Consider the following 18,151-nt stretch of genomic DNA (forward strand, 5'->3'; position numbering starts at 1 on the left):
GTCGCTCATAAGGTCTATTCGATGATCAGAAAGCGGTCGTTCATCAGCCAGGACGTGGAACGGGGAAAAGTGATCGTCATCCCTCGCCCAACAGACTGACGAGCGAGCATCGTGTGAGGGCAGTGCGGCTGGCGGTTTCTGTTGCCTCGATATCCGTATCAACCCTGCCCAATCGCGGGGCCCTTTCGCGGTTGACTCAAATCAAGGACACCGGTTCGGCCCGGCTCCAAGCTTGACTTCGCAAACTTAGCAGAAGCGGGCTTGGTCATGGTGATGCGGCAGGCGTCGCAACCCGACCCCCGAGACAGGGCGGCAACTGAGACCGGTGGATGGTTCACGAGCAGGTCCGCGGATCGCGATACCGCAGCGGCCAAGTTCGTGCCACCGTCCTTAGAAGCGATCGACATTGCCCTCCAGCCCGCGCCGGACGGCTGGCAGCCGCACATCACCTATCGCCGTCCTGACATCGGTGGCCTTCTTTCCGGTCTCCCGCTGTCCGTCGCTCGGGAGCAGCTCGGACGCATCCATACGGCCTGCGGATACGCCCACGAGACGGCGTTTACCAGGGCCGTCGAATCTGCCTTCGGCACTTCGACCGAGAGTGCAGCCCGCTATGCGGCGCGCGAACTGCATCTGCTGATCGAGGCTGCTATCGCGTACGCCCGCCGAGCGGCGTTGGAATTGGCACCAGCTTGTGGGGAGGAGCCGTGTGTCGCGCAATTGAAGGCTGTACTCGCGGCCGCGGGCGCAGCAAAGGCGACGATCGGCCTAGACCATCTCGACGAAGAAATAGTGCCAGACAGGCAGCCGCTGGCCGTGGCGATCGGTCGGTTGTGTGACGAACAGGCCCGCCTGCTTCAAGCGGTGCCGGCTGAACCGCCGGGCGTGATCATCGACCGCTTGCCGACGCCCCTGCGCAACCTGGCACGCGAGGGTTGGCGCAGACCTTGGCGGTTCTTCCGGACCATCGGCTCCACTGCCAGGGGGCTTGTCGACCGACTCGATCAGGAACCTACGCGGCCATTCTGTCCGAGTTCCAATACGGCCGGGAGCGGCAGCGCGACGACGTCACGTGGCCGGCTCAGATACGTTGTGCGAAGCAAGCAGGGGCGGCTCGTATCCCTTCGGGCGTCGACTCCGACCAAGCGGCTGGTTGCGCCGGGCGGCGCCCTCGCCCGGCAACTAAGTCTGCTGCCCTTGGCCAACGATGTTGCCGACTTGGCACGGTTCGTCGTCCTCGCCGCCGATCCCTGCGCGCCGGCAACCATTCGGGTCAGCGAGGCAGCGCATGCATGAGATGGCCCTGAGTCAGAGCCTGATCGAGGTGATCGAGGAGCAGGCCCGCCTGCAGGATTTCGCCAGGGTCAGGAGCGTGACAGTCGAACTCGGTTGCCTGGGGCATGTGGACGCCCATGCGCTGCGCTTTTGCTTCGACGTCGTCACGCGCCGCACGATCGCGGCAGGCTCCAGGCTGATCATCGTCGATCGGCCGGGAAGGGTCGCGTGCCTCGACTGCGGCGCAATCGGCGATGTCGCCGAGCGGATCCTTGTCTGTCCGGACTGTGGCAGCGAGCGCGTGATGGTCGACGGCGGCGATCAGATCAGACTGACCGAATTGGAGGTAAACTGATGTGCGGGACCTGCGGCTGCGACGGCGCCGGCGCGACGATCGAGCGACCGACGGCCTCACACCATCACCAACATGGCCTGGGCGGGCATGCGCACAACCATGCCCATCTGGAGGCGGATCCACGCGTCCTCTCGCTGGAGATCGACCTGCTGGCAAAGAACGACGCGATCGCGGCGCGCAATCGGGCCCTTTTCGCCGAGCGGGGGATCGTTGCCGTCAACCTGATGTCGAGCCCGGGGGCAGGCAAGACGAGCCTGCTGGTGCGAAGCCTGGAAAGGCTCGCCGGCATCTATCCGGTCGCCGTGATCGAGGGCGACCAAGCCACCGCACAAGACGCTGAACGCATCCGCGCCTGCGGTGTTCCTGCGGTCCAAATCAACACCGGCAAGGGATGCCATCTCGACGCCGAGATGATCGAACAGGCCCTGCCCGAACTGAACCTCCCGGACGGCGGCATCCTGTTCATCGAGAATGTCGGCAACTTGGTCTGTCCAGCCGGCTTCGACCTTGGGGAACGCTGGAAGGTGGTGATCGCCTCTGTCACCGAGGGCGAGGACAAGCCCTTGAAGTATCCAGGGATGTTCGCGGCCTGCGGCCTGATGCTGGTGAGCAAGTGCGACCTGCTCCCGGCACTGCGCTTCGACGTCGACCGGCTCGAAGCGAACGCCCGGAGGGTCAAGCCCGAGATCGATATCCTGCGAGTCAGCGTCGAGACGCCGGACGGTCTTGCCCCCTGGCTCGACTGGCTCGAGGCGGCTGGCGTCGCCGTGTCCCCTGCCGCTTAGGACCTCCGACATGCAGCCGCTCGCGACCGAACGGACTCAGTCAGGCGACCAAGAGCGCCTGCGGGTGCGTGTGCGCGGCCGGGTGCAGGGCGTCGGATTTCGGCCCTTCGTCTTCGGCCTTGCGGACGAACATGGCTTGAGCGGTTGGGTCCGGAATGACAACGAAGGCGTCCTGGTCGAGGTCGAAGGCGCGTCCTGCACGGCGTTCCTGCAGGACCTCGAGGCCCGACCGCCCGAACTCGCGCGGATCGACCGGATCGAAGTCGACCGGCTGTCTCCGACCGGCGGCGCGGCCTTCGAGATCCGGACCAGTGTGACCGACGCGGCAGCCGCAACGATGATCGGCCCGGATACGGCGACCTGCGAGGCTTGTCTGACCGAGATGTTCGATCCGACGGATCGCCGCTACCGCTATCCCTTCGTCAACTGCACCCATTGCGGGCCGCGCTATACAATCACCCGGGCGCTGCCCTATGACCGACCCCAGACCTCGATGGCCGGATTCCCATTGTGCCCGGCCTGCGCCTGCGAGTATGCCGATCCCGCCGACCGGCGATTCCATGCCCAGCCGCTTGCCTGCCCTGTCTGCGGCCCGCGGCTTTCGGAGCCGGTCGAGCGAATTCTCGCTCGCCTGCGGCGCGGTGAGATCGTCGCGCTCAAGGGCATCGGCGGCTATCACCTGGCCTGCGACGCAAGGAATGCCCGGAGCGTTGCCCGGCTGCGCGCGCGAAAGGACAGAGAGGCGAAGCCGTTTGCCGTGATGGTCGCGGGCCTGTCCTCGGCTCGGCGGATTGCCCGTCTTTGCGACGCCGACGCCGATCTGCTGCGCGACCGCGGCCGGCCGATCGTGGTCCTGCCGCGCCGGGCGGACGCGGACCTCGCGGCGGGGATCGCGCCGGACCTGGCTTCGGTCGGCATCATGCTGCCCTATGCGCCGCTCCATTTCCTGCTGTTCCACGAAGCGGCGGGCCGGCCGCAAGGCACGGCGTGGCTCGAGCAGGCGCCGCCGGACCTGGCCCTGGTGATGACCAGCGCGAACCCCGGCGGCGAACCCCTGATCACCGACGACGCCGAAGCCCGGACCCGTCTTGCGGGGATCGCAGATGCGGTGGTCGGTCACGACCGGCCGATCGTGGTCCGGGCCGACGACAGCGTGATCCAGGGCGGCGCCGCGCCCACGGTGATCCGTCGTGGCCGCGGCATGACCCCAAACCCGATCCCGCTTGCCCGAGCGGTCCCGAGCGTTCTGGCGGTCGGAGGCCATCTCAAGGCCACGGTCTGCCTCACCCGGGACCGGCAGGCCTTCCTGTCCCAGCATGTCGGCGACCTGGACAGCGTCGAGGCGCGCCGGTTCCTGCTCGAGACCATCGAGCACCTCCTGTCGATCCTCCAGGTGCGCCCGGAGGCCGTCGCCCACGACCTGCACCCCGACTTCTTCACGACCCGCTATGCCCGGGGGCTCGGACTGCCGAGCGTTCCGGTGCAGCACCATCACGCCCACATCGCCGCGGTGTCCGCCGAGCACGGCCGGAGGGGCCCGCTGCTCGGCCTCGCCCTCGACGGCATGGGCTTTGGGCCGGATGGCACGGTTTGGGGCGGCGAACTGCTGTTGCTCGAGGGCACAGAGGTCACCCGGCTCGGTCACCTGCGTCAGCTACAGCAGCCGGGCGGCGACATCGCCGCGCGGGAGCCCTGGCGCATGGCGGCCGCCGCACTGCACCTGCTTGACCGGGACGAGGAAACCCTGGGCCGCTTCGGCCGGATCGGGCCGGCCTCGGCGGTGCGCAGCTTGCTCCGGTCCGGCACCGCGGTGACCCCGACCTCGAGCCTCGGGCGGTGGTTCGACGCGGCCGCGGCCCTGCTCGGTGTCGTCCCGGTCGCGGCCTACGAGGGGCACGCGGCGATGGTGCTGGAATCGCTTGTCGAGACGCCACGGACCATGCCGGAGGGCTGGACCCTTGCACCCGATGGCACCCTGGATCTGCTGCCGCTGTTGGACAAGCTGGCAGGAATGGCGCCGCGACCAGGAGCCGAGCTGTGGCACGGGACGCTGGCCGCCGGACTCTCGGCGTGGGCAGCGCAGGCGGTCGACAGCACCGGGGTCCGGACGGTCGCCCTGTCTGGGGGCTGCCTGTTGAACCGGGTGCTGCGTATCCATCTGGCCGCTGACCTCGAAGCACGCGGCATCGAGGTCTTGCTTCCCCGCGCCGCCCCGCCGGGTGATGGCGGGATCAGCCTGGGTCAAGCCTGGATCGCCGCTCAGACCATGGAAAGGACCTGAACCATGTGCCTTGCGGTGCCCGCCGAGGTGATCGAGATCGTCGACGAAAACCATTGCCGCGTCTCGCTGGGCGGCGTTCGGCAGGTGATCGCGACGGATCTGGTCGAGGACGTGGCGGTCGGCGAATACCTCATCGTCCATGTCGGCTTCGCGCTGGGCCGTGTCTCGCCGGAGGAGGCCGAGGCGACCCTGGCTCTGATGGCGCAGGCCGGCATCGTCCCGGAGGCCGCGTCATGAAATACATCGAGGAGTTTCGGGACGGCCGCCTGGCCCGGCAGCTCGCCGGCGCGATCGCCGGCGAGGTCGCCCCGGACCGGCGCTACCGGCTGATGGAGTTCTGCGGCGGGCACACGCACGCGATCTTCCGCTACGGCATCCGGGACCTGCTTCCGGATGGAGTGGAGATGGTCCATGGGCCCGGCTGCCCGGTCTGCGTGCTGCCGATCGGCCGGCTGGACATGGCGATTCGAATGGCCCGGCGGCCGGAGGTGATCCTTTGCTCCTATGGCGACATGCTGCGGGTGCCGGGTTCGAAGCGGACGAGCCTTCTGAAGGCAAAGGCCGAAGGCGCCGACGTGCGTATGGTCTATTCGGCCGCGGACGCCCTCCGTGTCGCGCAGGCCAATCCGGACCGGGAGGTCGTGTTCTTCGCCATCGGATTCGAGACCACGACGCCGCCCACGGCCGTCGCCCTGAAGCAGGCCCGCGATCTCGACCTGCCGAACTTCAGCGTGTTCTGCAATCACGTCCTGACGCCCGCGGCGATCACCAACATCCTGGAGAGCCCCGACGTGCGGGAGATCGGGACCGTCCCGATCGACGGCTTTCTGGGTCCCGCCCATGTCAGCGTGGTGATCGGGAGTCAGCCCTACGCCTTCTTCGCAGAGGAGTACCGCAAGCCCGTGGTGATCACCGGTTTCGAGCCGCTCGACGTGATGCAGTCGATCCTCATGCTGGTCCGGCAGCTGAACGAGGGCCGGGCGGAAGTCGAGAACCAGTACATCCGGGCCGTCACCCCCGAGGGTAACGCGCGCGCCAAGGCCTTGGTCGCGGAAGTCTTCGAGTTGCGCCGCAGCTTCGAGTGGCGCGGGCTCGGCCGGGTGCCCTACAGCGCTTTGCGGATAAAGCGGGACTACGCCCGCTTCGACGCGGAGGCGCGCTTCGACGAGCCCTTTATCCCGGCGCGCGAGACCCGGGCGTGCAAATGCCCGATGATCCTACGCGGGGCCGCGAAGCCGATGGACTGCAAGCTGTTCGGCACTGTTTGCACGCCGGAGACTCCCTTCGGATCCTGCATGGTCTCCGCCGAAGGTGCCTGCGCCGCCTATTACAGCTACGGCCGGCGGGCGGAAGCGCGAATGGCATGACCGAGCTGATCGAAATGGCCCATGGCGCCGGCGGCCGCACGATGGCCGGGTTGATTGACAGCGTGTTCCGGCCCGCCTTCGACAACCAGTGGCTCGCCCGGGCCGAGGATCATGCCGCCCTTGCGGCACCGGACGGCCGGCTGGCGATGACCACCGATACCTATGTGATCTCGCCCCTGTTCTTTCCGGGCGGGGACATCGGGTCGCTGGCGGTGCACGGCACGATCAACGATCTCGCCACCGCCGGCGCCCGGCCCTTGTACCTCAGCGCCGGTTTCGTGCTCGAGGAGGGATTCCCGATCCAGGACCTGCAGCGGGTCGTCGCGTCGATGGCAGACGCCGCCAAGGCCGCCGGGGTCGCAATCGTCACCGGTGACACCAAGGTGGTAGAGCGCGGCAAGGGCGACGGGCTGTTCATCAACACCACCGGTCTGGGTCTCGTGCCCGACGGGGTCGAGCTCTCGACGACACGGGTCCGCCCGGGTGACGCCGTGCTGGTTAGCGGATCGCTCGGCGACCACGGCGTCGCGGTGATGTCCAAGCGATCCGGGCTCAGCTTCGAAACGGAGATCGAGTCGGACAGCGCGGCCCTGCACGACCTGGTTGCCGTGATGGCCGGCGCCGCTGCCGGCCTGCGGGCCCTGCGCGATCCGACCCGGGGCGGCCTCTCCGCCGTGCTCAACGAGATCGCCCAGGCGGCCGGGGTCGGCATGCGGATCCGCGAGGTGGACCTGCCGGTCAAGGACTCGGTTCGGGGGGCCTGCGAGCTGCTCGGGCTGGACCCCCTGAACGTGGCGAACGAGGGCAAGATGGTCGCCTTTTGCGACCCGGCCGATGCGCAAAGGCTGCTCGACGCCATGCGTGCGCACCCTTTGGGCCGGGACGCCTCGGTGATCGGGGTGGTCACGGACGATCCCGACCGCTTCATCGAACTCGAGACCGCGTTCGGCGGCCGCCGCGTCGTCGACTGGTTGGCGGGCGAACAGCTTCCCCGCATCTGCTGAGGAGAGGGGCGATGCGCATCCTGCTGCTGACCCGCAGCTTCAACAGCTTGACCCAGCGCCTTCATGTCGAGCTTGCCGAGCGTGGGCACGATCTTTCGGTCGAGTTCGACATCAACGACGCGGTCAGTCTCGAGGCCGTCGATCTCTTCCGGCCCGATCTGGTCATCGCTCCCTACCTGACCCGGCGCATCCCGGAGGCGATCTGGCGGCGGGTGACGACACTCGTCGTCCACCCGGGACCGCTTGGCGACCGTGGTCCCTCCGCGCTCGATTGGGCAATCCTCGATGGCCAGGAAAGCTGGGGCGTTACCCTGCTACAGGCCGAAGCCGAGCTCGACGCCGGACCGGTCTGGGCGACCCGTCGGTTCCAGATGCGCGCGGGCACGAAGAGCAGCCTGTACCGCAACGAGGTGACCGAAGCCGCGGTCGCCTGCGTGCTGGAGGCCATCGAGGCGCTCCAGGGCGGCCGGTCGCGGAGGGACACGCGCCAATCCGCGGAGATCCGCACGGCCGGCTGGCGGCGGCGGGTGACTCAGCCGGACCGGGCAATCGACTGGCGCTGCGACGACACCGAGACCGTGATCCGCAAAATCCGCGCGGCCGACGGGCAGCCTGGCGTTCTCGACAGCCTCGCAGGCCGGCCGTTCCACCTCTACGACGCCCATCCCGAGCCGGAGCTCGCGGGGCGACCCGGCGCGCTGCTGGCCCGCCGCGCGGAGGCGGTCTGCCGGGCGACCGCCGACGCTGCGGTCTGGATCGGCCATCTGCGCCCGGTGCCGGACGGCGAGCCGAGCTTCAAGCGGCCGGCGACCCTGGCGCTTGGCCCCGAGGCGAGCCGCCTGCCCGAACGGCCGCCGGTGGTCGGCATGGACGGGGTGGGCTGGCAGCCCATCCGCTACCGGGAGGAAGGCGCGGTCGGCTACCTGTCTTTCGATTTCTACAACGGGGCGATGTCGACCGCCGGGTGCCGGCGGCTGCTGCTCGCTTACCGCCAGGCCGCGGCCCGTCCGACCCGGGTGCTGGTCCTGATCGGCGGACGGGAGTTCTGGTCGAACGGCCTCGACCTCGCGACGATCGAGGCTGCGGAAAGCCCGGCCGACGAAAGCTGGCGCAACATCAACGCCATGGACGACCTGACCGAGGCTGTGATCGGCACCACCGACAAGCTGACGGTCGCCGCGATGCGGGGCAATGCCGGCGCGGGCGGCGTCTTCCTGGCGCTTGCGGCGGATCTGGTTCTGGCGCGCGCCGGAATCGTGCTCAACCCGCACTACAAGAACATGGGCAATCTCTATGGGTCCGAGTACTGGACCTATCTCTTGCCGCGCCGTCGTCCGGACGGCGGATTGGACGGCGTGATGGATCGCCGGCTTCCCATCGGCGCCGAGGCGGCGCGGACACTCGGGCTGATCGACGACGTCCTGCCGAACGATCGGAGGGCCTGCGAGGCGGCGATCGAGGATACCGCCGGGCGGATCGCGGACGATCCGGCAATCGTCACCCGGCTTGCCGACAAGGCGCGCCGGCGCGCCGCCGACGAGGCCGCCAAGCCGCTGGCCGAATACCGGCGCGCGGAACTCGAGCGGATGACCCTGAACTTCTACGGCTTCGATCCGAGCTATCACGTCGCCCGCTATCACTTCATCGCAAAGCTCCCCCTCGCGCGGACGCCGGTCCACCTGGCGCGTCATCGGGAGCTGCGGCGCAGCAGCGCTTAACTCGCAACTCGAGAGGAGGAGCCAGGCATGATCCGATCATTCACCCGAATGGCCATGCTTGCCGCGTTGTCGACCGGCCCCGGCCTCCGGTCGCCCATCCCAGGCACGGAACGGCAGCCAGTGGGTTCGCAGCCCGCCGGCTGCGCTCCCGCTCCGGCCGGGGCCGGAGCCAGGTCGACACCGTGAGGTCGCTCGGGTTCCGATCAGCTTCCAGAGGTGGCCTTCAGCGCCTCGATGATCTCGGCCCGCTCGTCAGCGTCCGGGATGCCGACGATCGTCTTTTTCGTGCCCGGCAGGAAGGTCGGCGGATGGGTCAAGTACTTGTCCAGGTCGGGCTCGCTCCAGGTTCCGCCCGCCGAGCGCAAGGCCTCGGAATAGTTGAACCAGGGCGATCGCGCCTTCGGAGCGCCGACCACGCCGTCCAAATCCGGCGCGGCGCGCGAGGCGTCTGCCGGGTCGACGCTGTGACAGACCACGCAATCGCGCAGGGCCGTGTCGGCTCCCGCCGCGCGCACCGGGATGACCGTCTCTCCGAACGCCGGTGTCGTCGGCGGGGCGGGCAGCAGCCCCGCGACCGAGCGGCCTTCCGTTCCGACTCCCCAGATCACGGCGATCACCAGGACACCGGCGACTCCGGCCGCACATACGTAGGATCCGAAGCGAGGCATCGTCAGCCGTACTCCAACGGTTCGGGCCCTTGGAAGGGCTTCGGGGCATTCCGGAAGACGATACGGAGCGGATCGCCGGATCGCGTTGACGATCGTCAAATTCGAGATCGCGAAACCCGAGGATTGATCGATGTTGCGCAGCAACGGTAACGGCTCATGTCCCAGCGATCCGACGGCGCCTTGCAGCCGATGCGAACGCTTCACCGATACGGAGTGGAACGAATTGGACGCGGAGGATCTGTGCCTTCTGTCGCGGGCCAAAGTGCGGCGCCGCTATGCATCGGGCCAGTCCCTGTTCTGCCAGGGCGATGCGAATTCGGGCCTCTATTGCCTGAGCGCCGGGACGGTGGCGCTGCGGCAGCTCGACGAGGCCGGCAACTCGGTGCTGCTTGGCCTCGCCTATCCCGGTGACGTGCTGGGATACCGCTCGCTCGTGTCGGGCGTGGAGCACAAGACGAGCGCCGAGGCGCTCGGACCCTGCCGGGCGTGCAAGATCGGCCGCAAGACGGCGCTGGATCTGATCCAGCGGCGTCCGCAGCTTGGAATGGCCTTCCTGCGCCGGTCCAGCCGAGAGATCGAACGGATGCATAAGTCGATTCTCCGGTCGGCCGCGCTCAGCAATCGCGGCCGGCTGTTGCAGATCATGGTTTCGATGATGGAGCATCACGGACGCCCAACCGGTGACGGCACCTACGCCATCGATCTTCCGGTCTCGCGCCGGGACCTCGCCTCGATGATCGGCGCCCGGCACGAGACCCTGTCCCGCGTCATGAGCCGGCTCGAAGAGGAACAGCTGGCAGAATTCTCCGGCCGCCGGGTTGTCATTCCCAACCTCGATGCCTTCGTCGGGGCGGCCAACGGCGGCTAGGGCATCGTCCGGCCCGGCAAAAATTGACGATCGTCATCGCGCGACCGAGGCAGCGGATCGACCATGGGTCCCAGCCCTCGAGGAGTGGGATGACCATGCGCGAGAAACATCGAGACGAACTCGATCTGGAGGCGGCGCTCGGGCCGGCGCCGGACGAGCCGATGCATCTGTTGGGCGGGCTGACCCGCCGGCAGATGCTGCAGTTCTGCGCCGGGGTGGCTGCGACGATGGGGCTGCCGGCGATCGCTGGACGGCAGATGGCCGACGCCGCGACCGCGCCGGGCCGGCCGCCGGTCATCTGGCTGCACGGTCAGGAATGCACGGGCTGCACGGAATCGCTGCTGCGTTCCTACCATCCGACCCTCGAGCAGCTGATCCTCGAAGTCATCTCGCTCGATTATCACGACACGCTCTGCGTCGGCGCCGGCCGCCAGGCGCTGGACTACAAGCACAAGATCATGGAGGAGCACAAGGGCGCCTACGTCCTGGTGACCGAAGGCGGGACGCCGATGAAGGACGGCGGGGTGTACTGCAAGGTCGGCGGCGAGACCCAGGTCGACCTGGTCCGCAAGGCTGCGGACGGGGCGGCGGCGATCATCGCCATCGGATCCTGCGCCTCCTGGGGCGGCATCCAGTCGGCCGATCCGAACCCGACCGGCGCCGTCGGCACGCACGAAGTCATCCCAGACAAGACGGTGATCAACGTCCCGGGCTGTCCGCCCAACCCTTACAACTTCCTGTCGACCGTCCTCTACCTCTTGACCTTCGGCAAGCCGCCGGAACTCGATGGCCTGAACCGGCCGAAGTTCGCTTACGGCCGCCTGGTGCACGAGAACTGCGAGCGTCGCCCGCATTTCGATGCCGGCCGCTTCGCCCTCGAATTCGGCGACGAGGGCCATCGCCAGGGTTTCTGTCTCTACAAGGTCGGCTGCAAGGGCCCGGAAACCTATGCCAACTGTCCGGCGATCGGGTTCGGGGACGTCGGCCACGGCGCCTGGCCGGTTGGGACCGGCCATCCGTGCTTCGGTTGCACCGAAAAGGGGATCGGTTTCCACAAGCCGATCCATGCGCTTGCCACCGTCAAGAGCCAGACGCCGCCGACCTCCTATCCCGACATAGATCTGACCAAGGGAACCGGCGTCTCGCCCGGCGCGGCAGCGTTGGTCGCCGGCATTGCCGGCATCGTCGTCGGGGCCGGGGCGATGCTGCTGAAGCAGATGGGCGACAAGCCCGGAAGCCGCGACGCGACGGAGGGCTAGGCCATGTCCGTAAGCCGGCGCGACTTCCTGTGCAACGTGGGTGGCGGTGCCGTGGCGGCGACCGCCGCCCCTGCCGCCGCCGAGGCCGCGCCGCTGCTGGCCCGGCCGAACCTGCCGCTGCCGCCGAAGGCGGTCGGGATGCTCTACGATTCGACCATCTGCATCGGCTGCAAGGCCTGCGTCGACGCCTGCAAGTCCGCGAACGGCATGCCCGACGAAATCCCGCTGGAGCATAGCGGCTGGAATTTCGGCCAGTGGGATACGCCGCAGGACCTTTCGGGCAAGACGCTCAACGTCATCAAGGCCTATCGCCAGGGCGACATGAGCAAGAAGGACGTGGAGGAAGACGGCTTCGCCTTCATGAAGCGGCACTGCCTGCACTGTGTCGACCCCTCGTGCATCTCGGTGTGCCCGGTCTCGGCGATGCTGAAGGATCCCGAGACCGGCATCGTCACGCACGATCCGGACGCCTGCATCGGATGCCGCTATTGCGTCTATGGCTGCCCCTTCGGCGTGCCGCAATACGACTTCGATTCCCCCTTCGGCGAGATCCAGAAGTGCGAGATGTGCGAACATCTGCAGGCCAAGGGCGAGATCCCGGCCTGCTGCGACGTCTGTCCGACCGGCGCCTCGCTCTTCGGCCTGGTCGAAGAGCTGCAGGCCGAAGCGGACCGCCGTCTCGCCGCGGCGCCCGGCAGCCCCTACCAATTCCCGCGCGGCCGTTTGGGGGACGGCCGGCCGACCCACGAGGGCAAGATCGCGACCTATCAGCCGGCGGTCTACGGCGTCGATGACGGCGGCGGCACCCAGGTCCGCTATCTCTCGGGCGTGGCCTTCGCCAAGCTCGGCCTGCCCGATCTGCCGAAGTACTCCTTCGCCTCGGTCGGCGAGGGCATCCAGCACACCATCTACAAGTGGTTTATCGCGCCGCTGGTCGGCTTCGGAGTCCTGGCGGTGTTCGCCCGCCGCCACCTGCGGCGCAAAGCGGACCGGGGCGATCTTGGGCAGGGAGGCGAGGCATGAGTCACGCCCCCCTTCGCAGGACTCTTTTCACCCCGGTGACGCTGGTGCTGGCGGTGCTGGTTGCGATCGCCGCCTACTACGTCGCGATCCGGTTCATCTTCGGGCTCGGCGCCGTCACCAACCTGAACCCGGGCTATCCCTGGGGCATCTGGGTGGTGGTCGACATCGTCATCGGCACGGCCCTGGGCTGCGGCGGCTTCGCCATGGCCTTGCTGGTCTACATCTTCAACCGCGGCGACTATCACCCCTTGGTCCGGCCGGCGCTCCTGGGCGGGCTATTCGGCTACACCTTGGCCGGCATGGCCGTCATCATCGATCTCGGCCGGTACTGGCAGGCCTACAATCTGATGCTGCCCTGGTACGCCCAGCCCAACTCGGTGATGTTCGAGGTGGCGCTCTGCGTGATGGCCTACGTCATCGTGCTCTGGGTCGAGTTCTCGCCGGCCTTCTTCGAACGCTTCGGCCTGACCGGCCTGCGCCGGCTGGTCCAGCGCTACATGTTTCTGTTCATCGCCCTGGGCGTGCTGCTGCCCAGCATGCACCAGAGCTCGCTCGGCACGCTGCTGCTGGTCATGGAATCCCAGCTGTCACCCCTGTGGTACAGCCTTTGGCTGCCGCTGCTGTTCGTCATCTCGGCGCTGGCCATGGGCTATGCGATCGTCGCCTTCGAGGCGACCGTGGTGTCCGAGACCTTCGACACGCCCTCCGAGCACCATCTGCTGTCCAGGCTGTCGATCGTCGTCGGCTGCGTTCTGGTGGCCTTCATGGCGATCCGTTGGATCGACCTGCTCGACCGCGGCGTGCTCGCGCTCGCCCTTGCCGGCGATTTGGACGCCTGGATGTTCTGGATCGAGAACGGGCTCTTCGCCTGTGCCATCCTGGCCTTCCTGCTGCCGGCCGGTCGGGCGTCGAAACGCGTGACCTTCTTGGGCGCCGCCGCCCTGTTGCTGGGCGGCTCGCTGTACCGGCTCAACGCCTATCTGATCGCTTACGATCCCCCGGGCAACTGGACCTACTTCCCCTCGGTGCCGGAGCTGATGGTGACGATCGGCGTCTTCGCCCTGGAAGTCCTGCTCTACCTGATCTTCGTCAAGACCCTACCGGTACTTGCGGCCCACGCCTCGGCGCCGGCCGCCAAGGCCCAACCTGCCGAATAGGAGCCGTCCCGTGGCACGTATCACCATCGATCCGATCACCCGCATCGAAGGTCACCTGCGGATCGACTGCGAGGTCGATCAAGGGCAGGTCGGCAAGGCCTGGTCGTCCGGCACCATGTGGCGCGGCATCGAGCTGATCCTCAAGGATCGCGACCCGCGCGACGCCTGGATCTATGCCCAGCGGATCTGCGGCGTCTGCACAACCGTGCATGCCGTGACCTCGGTCCGGGCGGTCGAGAACGCGCTCGATCTGCCGGTCCCGCTGAACGCTCAATACATCCGCAACCTGATCGTCGCCGCCCACGGCATCCACGATCACATCGTGCATTTCTACCACTTGGCCGCTCTCGACTGGGTCGACATCGTCTCGGCGCTGAGCGGCGATCCCAAGTCGACGGCCAAGCTCGGGGCACAGCTCTCGGACTACAAGGGCAACAGCGAGCCGGAGATCCGGGCGGTGCGCGACCGGCTCGCGAAGTTCGTCGACAGCGGCCAGCTCGGCGTCTTTGCCTCGGGCTATTGGGGTCACCCGGCGATGAAGCTGCCGCCGGACGTCAACCTGCTGGCGGCGACCCACTACATGCAGGCGCTGGAAGTGCAGCGCGCCTGCAACCAGATCGTCACCATTCTGGGATCGAAGTCGCCGCACATCCAGAACCTGGCCGTCGGCGGCGTGGCGAACCCGATCAATCCGGAGAGCCAGTCGACCCTGACCCTGGAGCGCTTGTACGCCATCAAGGCGCTGATCGACCAGGTCGGCGACTTCGTCAACAACGCCATGATGACCGACACCGCGGCGGTCGGCGCGCTCTACGCCGATTGGACCGGGTATGGCGCCGGTGTCACCAACTACCTGTCGGTTCCCGATCTGCCGCTGGACGAGATGGGCGAGCAGTTCGAACTGCCCGGCGGCTTCATCCCGAATGCCGACGTCGACGCCTTCAAGCCGATCACCAGCTACAAGGACGACTACTTCCGGGACGGGGTGAAGGAGGCGGTCAAGCACTCCTGGTACGACTATTCGAACGGCGGCGCCGCGTTGCATCCCTTCGACGGCGAGACCAGCCCGAACTACACCGACTTCCAGGACGACGGAAAGTACTCCTGGATCAAGGCGCCGACCTTCCACGACGAGCGCGCCCAGGTCGGGCCGCTGGCGCATGTGCTTTCCATGTACGTCGCCGGGCACGAGCCGACCCGGCGACACCTCGGCAGGCTGCTGGACGTCGCCGGCAAGCTCGCCGGCAGCGAGATCCCACTCTCGGCGCTGCACTCGACGATCGGAAGAATTGCCGCGCGCACGGTCCGCTGCGCGGTGCTGCTCGAATCCCTGAACAACCAGTGGCAGCTGTTGATGGAGAACATCGGCAAGGGGGATTTCACCACCTTCAACCGGCCGGAGTTTCCCAAGGGTGAGGTGCGCGGCTTCGGCTATCACGAGGCGCCGCGCGGCGTGCTGTCCCATTGGACGGTGATCGAGAACGGCAAGATCAAGAACTACCAGGCGGTGGTCCCCTCGACCTGGAACGCCGGGCCGCGCGACGACCAGGACCGGCCGGGGCCCTACGAGGCCTCGCTGCTCGGCAACCCGGTCGCCGACCCCGAGCTGCCGCTCGAGGTGCTGCGCACGGTGCACTCCTTCGATCCCTGCATCGCCTGCGCGATCCACATGGCCGATGCGGACAAGAGGCCGATCGTCCAGGTCAAGGCCTTCTGAGGGGGCGGGAGATGAGCATCCTGGTCCTGGGTCTCGGCAACTTGCTGCTGTCCGACGAAGGCGTCGGAGTGCGGGTCGCCGAGGCGCTTATCACGGGCGGGCGGCTGCCGCCCGACGTCGAGGTGGTCGACGGCGGCACCTCGGGCATGGAGCTGCTGGAGATCATGATGGGGCGGAGCTTGATCGTCGTCGCCGACGCCATCAGCTCGGAACGGCACCGGCCCGGAGAGATCATCCGGCTCGACGGCGCCGAGCTCGACCGCTTCTTTCGCCAGCGCATGTCGCCGCACCAGATCGGTCTGACCGACGTGCTGGCGGCGCTCGAGCTCATGGACGCGGCACCCGATCGCCTGGTGCTGTTCGGCGTCGTGCCGCAGAGCCTTGAACTGGGTCTCGAGCTGACGCCGCCGGTCGCCGCGGCGCGCGACCGCTTGGTCGCGGCGATCGAGGCGGAGGTGGCGACCGGGCGTGCCGTCGCGCCCGCGGCGGCATGAGGGGCGGCGCATGTGCATTGCCATCCCCCGCGAGGTCTTGAGCGTCGACGGCCTGACCGCCGAGGTCGCGACGGAGCAGGGTTCGAGCACCATCCTGCTGACCTTGCTGTCCGAACCGGTGGCGGTGGGCGATTACGTCACGCTGCAGGCCGGACGCTATGCGATCGGCCGTATGAATGCTGCGGAGGCCCGCATCCGCCTCAACCTCTTCGCCGAACTGACGGAACTCATCCAGCCCGAGAAGGGACCCGCCCCATGAACCCATTCGAGGATGATGTCGGCATCGCAAAGCTCGAAAAACGGCTCGGGCTTCTGCTGCGGCAGTTCAAGACCCTCGCTCCGGGTATGACCGATCTGCCGCTCTACAACCACAATGTCGGCATCGAAGCGGTCGATTTCATGCCCTTCGGCGGCATGGGTTTCGGTGCCCTGGTGACGCCGTGGTTCATCAACGCCGTCTTCTTGCCGCTGGAGCCCGTCTCATACAATCCCGATCAGGTCGGCAAGACCGCGACCGTCGAGTTGCCGGCCGGCCAGCGCGGTTTCACGCTCGGCGGTGACGAGCCGGTCGGACTCTATTGGTCCCACTGCATCATGTCGCCGCTGACTCAAATCGTGTCGCATGATGCTGCGCTCGTCTTGGCCCGAGCAAGACTGGCCGAGCTTCTGACCCGGCCCGAGGCGGATGAAGGAACGGAAGCGCGGCCGATCGTCCGATCTCGCCGCGATCTGCTGATCAGCAACTTGGAAGAGCCTGCGCTTGGCTGAAAAGCCGCTGCGATCGCGGACCGGGCCCCCGCTTCGAGACCGCTGCCATACCAAGCAGTGTGTTTGACCCACAAGCCTGGACCGGGCTCTTGCCGAAGCGAAGCTCGACCGGTGGCAGGGAGCGCCTTCTCAGCGGCTTTGGACGGGTGGATTTGACCCCACCCGGGCATAGGTTACGACCACAAGAGCTCCCGCTACCGTGGTTGGACAGCGTTCGCGAGTTGATCGAGTCCCGCCTTTAGCTTCGACCGTGTGCAGGCGATGTTGACCCTGGCAAATCCGGCGCCTTCCTCGCCAAACGCCTGACCACGCGTGACCGCCCACTTGGCCTCCTTGCGCAGGAACGCCGCTAGGTCATCGGGCTGAAGACCCATTCTCCTGAAATCCAGCCACAGCAAGAAGGTTCCCTCCGGTTCGATCAGGTCGACACCGGCGATGCTGTCCAGGTGATCTCTGACCAGAACTACGTTGCCCTCCAGGTAGGCCAGAACGTCCTCCAGCCAGCGCTTTCCTTTCGTGAACGCGGCTTCCATGGCCACGTTGGCAAATGCGTTGTTCTTGTTGACCGTCAGACGGCTGTTCTCGACCTGAAAGGCCTTGCGCTTCAGATCATCGGTAACGACGGTGAAGGCCGAGCAGCAGGAGGCGATGTTGAAGGTTTTTGCCGGCGACAGACAGGTGATGCAATTGTCCGAGTACGCCGTCCCGAGCGACGCGAAAGGCGTGTATCTGCCACCGGAGAAAACAAGATCGCCGTGCATTTCGTCAGTGACGACCAGGACGTCGTGACGGGCGCAAATGTCTCCGAGCGCGCGCAGCTCCTGCTCCGTCCAGACGCGGCCGACAGGATTATGGGGATTGCACAGGTAGATCATCTTGGTGCGCGGGTCAGAGGCCTTTAGCTCCAGGTCCTCGAAATCCATCACGTAGCGACCGTTCCTGAGCACCAAGGGATTGGACACGAGCGCGCGTTTGTTCTCGCGGAGGATGTCGAAGAAATCAAAGAAGACGGGTGGTTGAACGATCACTCCATCCCCTTCGTCCGTGAACAGCGACGCCGCAATGGCCAGGGCATTCAGAATATTCGGTGCGCGAAGCACATGATTGGTGTCTACGTGCCAGCCATGACGCTCTTTCAGCCAGGCCGTCAGGGCCGGTAGCAAACCATCCGGCAAGGTTTCGTAGCCAAAGACGCCGTGGTCGAGCCTTCTTTGCAGCGCCTCGAGGACACAGGGCGGCGCTCTGAAATCCATGTCCGCCACGCCGGCGGCAAACAAGTCAGCTCCATCTGGGCCCAGGACGATTGGATGAACCTTCAGCGCGGGGACCTCGCGCCGGTCGATGTCCTCGTCGAACGCGTTCGGTTCCCGGCCGCGGTCCTTCAAGCTGTGCCCCCAGGGCCGATGAAATCG

18 protein-coding genes are annotated in these 18,151 nt (G+C 67.1%); 16 read left to right on the plus strand and 2 right to left on the minus strand.

What is annotated here, in order from left to right; genetic code table 11:
* Window positions 1–267 precede the first annotated feature (267 nt).
* From QNJ30_13020 to QNJ30_13055, 8 genes are read left to right on the plus strand one after another with little or no spacing between them, the layout of a single operon-like run.
* Window positions 268–1,296 carry a hypothetical protein gene (locus QNJ30_13020; protein MDJ0944387.1) on the plus strand — a complete coding sequence of 343 codons (1,029 nt, stop codon included), beginning with the start codon at window positions 268–270 and terminating at the stop codon, window positions 1,294–1,296.
* A complete protein-coding gene (gene hypA / locus QNJ30_13025; protein ID MDJ0944388.1) occupies window positions 1,289–1,630 on the plus strand; it encodes a hydrogenase maturation nickel metallochaperone HypA in 342 nt (113 codons plus the stop codon). The genes QNJ30_13020 and hypA overlap by 8 nt, the downstream gene beginning before the upstream one ends.
* Complete coding sequence (gene hypB, locus QNJ30_13030; GenBank protein MDJ0944389.1) at window positions 1,630–2,415, plus strand: hydrogenase nickel incorporation protein HypB; 786 nt, start codon at window positions 1,630–1,632, stop codon at window positions 2,413–2,415. Before hypA ends, hypB begins: the two co-directional genes overlap by 1 nt.
* 10 nt (window positions 2,416–2,425) lie before the next feature.
* Complete coding sequence (gene hypF, locus QNJ30_13035; protein MDJ0944390.1) at window positions 2,426–4,696, plus strand: carbamoyltransferase HypF; 2,271 nt, start codon at window positions 2,426–2,428, stop codon at window positions 4,694–4,696.
* 3 nt (window positions 4,697–4,699) lie between these two features.
* Window positions 4,700–4,933 (plus strand): HypC/HybG/HupF family hydrogenase formation chaperone, encoded by a 234-nt coding sequence (locus QNJ30_13040; protein ID MDJ0944391.1) that lies wholly within the window; start codon window positions 4,700–4,702, stop codon window positions 4,931–4,933.
* On the plus strand, window positions 4,930–6,063 hold the full coding sequence (gene hypD, locus QNJ30_13045; protein ID MDJ0944392.1) for a hydrogenase formation protein HypD: 1,134 nt from the start codon (window positions 4,930–4,932) through the stop codon (window positions 6,061–6,063). The genes QNJ30_13040 and hypD overlap by 4 nt, the downstream gene beginning before the upstream one ends.
* Entirely contained in the window at window positions 6,060–7,067 is a 1,008-nt protein-coding gene (gene hypE / locus QNJ30_13050) for a hydrogenase expression/formation protein HypE (protein ID MDJ0944393.1), read from the plus strand. The genes hypD and hypE overlap by 4 nt, the downstream gene beginning before the upstream one ends.
* A gap of 11 nt (window positions 7,068–7,078) precedes the next feature.
* The gene (locus QNJ30_13055) at window positions 7,079–8,785 is read left to right on the plus strand and encodes a hydrogenase maturation protein (protein MDJ0944394.1); all 1,707 of its coding nucleotides are present in this window, start codon (window positions 7,079–7,081) and stop codon (window positions 8,783–8,785) included.
* A 203-nt stretch (window positions 8,786–8,988) separates the two neighbouring features.
* On the opposite strand, the gene QNJ30_13060 is transcribed toward QNJ30_13055, so the two are convergent.
* Entirely contained in the window at window positions 8,989–9,597 is a 609-nt protein-coding gene (locus tag QNJ30_13060; GenBank protein ID MDJ0944395.1) for a hypothetical protein, read from the minus strand.
* Here QNJ30_13060 and QNJ30_13065 point away from each other — a divergent pair.
* The 8 genes from QNJ30_13065 (at window position 9,584) to hybE (ending at window position 16,739) form a co-directional block, all read left to right on the plus strand.
* Complete coding sequence (locus QNJ30_13065; protein ID MDJ0944396.1) at window positions 9,584–10,321, plus strand: Crp/Fnr family transcriptional regulator; 738 nt, start codon at window positions 9,584–9,586, stop codon at window positions 10,319–10,321. The two genes, QNJ30_13060 and QNJ30_13065, sit on opposite strands and share 14 nt — an antisense overlap.
* 95 nt (window positions 10,322–10,416) lie before the next feature.
* The gene (locus QNJ30_13070; GenBank protein MDJ0944397.1) at window positions 10,417–11,580 is read left to right on the plus strand and encodes a hydrogenase small subunit; all 1,164 of its coding nucleotides are present in this window, start codon (window positions 10,417–10,419) and stop codon (window positions 11,578–11,580) included.
* Between the two features lie 3 nt (window positions 11,581–11,583).
* Window positions 11,584–12,603 (plus strand): hydrogenase 2 operon protein HybA, encoded by a 1,020-nt coding sequence (gene hybA / locus QNJ30_13075; GenBank protein ID MDJ0944398.1) that lies wholly within the window; start codon window positions 11,584–11,586, stop codon window positions 12,601–12,603.
* Window positions 12,600–13,760 carry a Ni/Fe-hydrogenase cytochrome b subunit gene (hybB, locus tag QNJ30_13080; GenBank protein ID MDJ0944399.1) on the plus strand — a complete coding sequence of 387 codons (1,161 nt, stop codon included), beginning with the start codon at window positions 12,600–12,602 and terminating at the stop codon, window positions 13,758–13,760. The genes hybA and hybB overlap by 4 nt, the downstream gene beginning before the upstream one ends.
* A 10-nt stretch (window positions 13,761–13,770) precedes the next feature.
* Complete coding sequence (locus QNJ30_13085) at window positions 13,771–15,477, plus strand: nickel-dependent hydrogenase large subunit (GenBank protein MDJ0944400.1); 1,707 nt, start codon at window positions 13,771–13,773, stop codon at window positions 15,475–15,477.
* 11 nt (window positions 15,478–15,488) lie between these two features.
* A complete protein-coding gene (locus QNJ30_13090; GenBank protein ID MDJ0944401.1) occupies window positions 15,489–15,971 on the plus strand; it encodes a HyaD/HybD family hydrogenase maturation endopeptidase in 483 nt (160 codons plus the stop codon).
* Between the two features lie 10 nt (window positions 15,972–15,981).
* Window positions 15,982–16,230, plus strand: coding sequence for a HypC/HybG/HupF family hydrogenase formation chaperone (locus tag QNJ30_13095; GenBank protein MDJ0944402.1), 249 nt, complete (start codon window positions 15,982–15,984; stop codon window positions 16,228–16,230).
* A complete protein-coding gene (gene hybE, locus QNJ30_13100; protein ID MDJ0944403.1) occupies window positions 16,227–16,739 on the plus strand; it encodes a [NiFe]-hydrogenase assembly chaperone HybE in 513 nt (170 codons plus the stop codon). The genes QNJ30_13095 and hybE overlap by 4 nt, the downstream gene beginning before the upstream one ends.
* A 194-nt stretch (window positions 16,740–16,933) precedes the next feature.
* Here the strand turns inward: hybE and QNJ30_13105 are convergent, their stop codons facing one another.
* A complete protein-coding gene (locus QNJ30_13105; protein ID MDJ0944404.1) occupies window positions 16,934–18,124 on the minus strand; it encodes a MalY/PatB family protein in 1,191 nt (396 codons plus the stop codon).
* Window positions 18,125–18,151 lie beyond the last annotated feature (27 nt).

The sequence above is a fragment of the Kiloniellales bacterium genome (assembly GCA_030066685.1).
Lineage (GTDB): Bacteria > Pseudomonadota > Alphaproteobacteria > Kiloniellales > JAKSBE01 > JAKSBE01.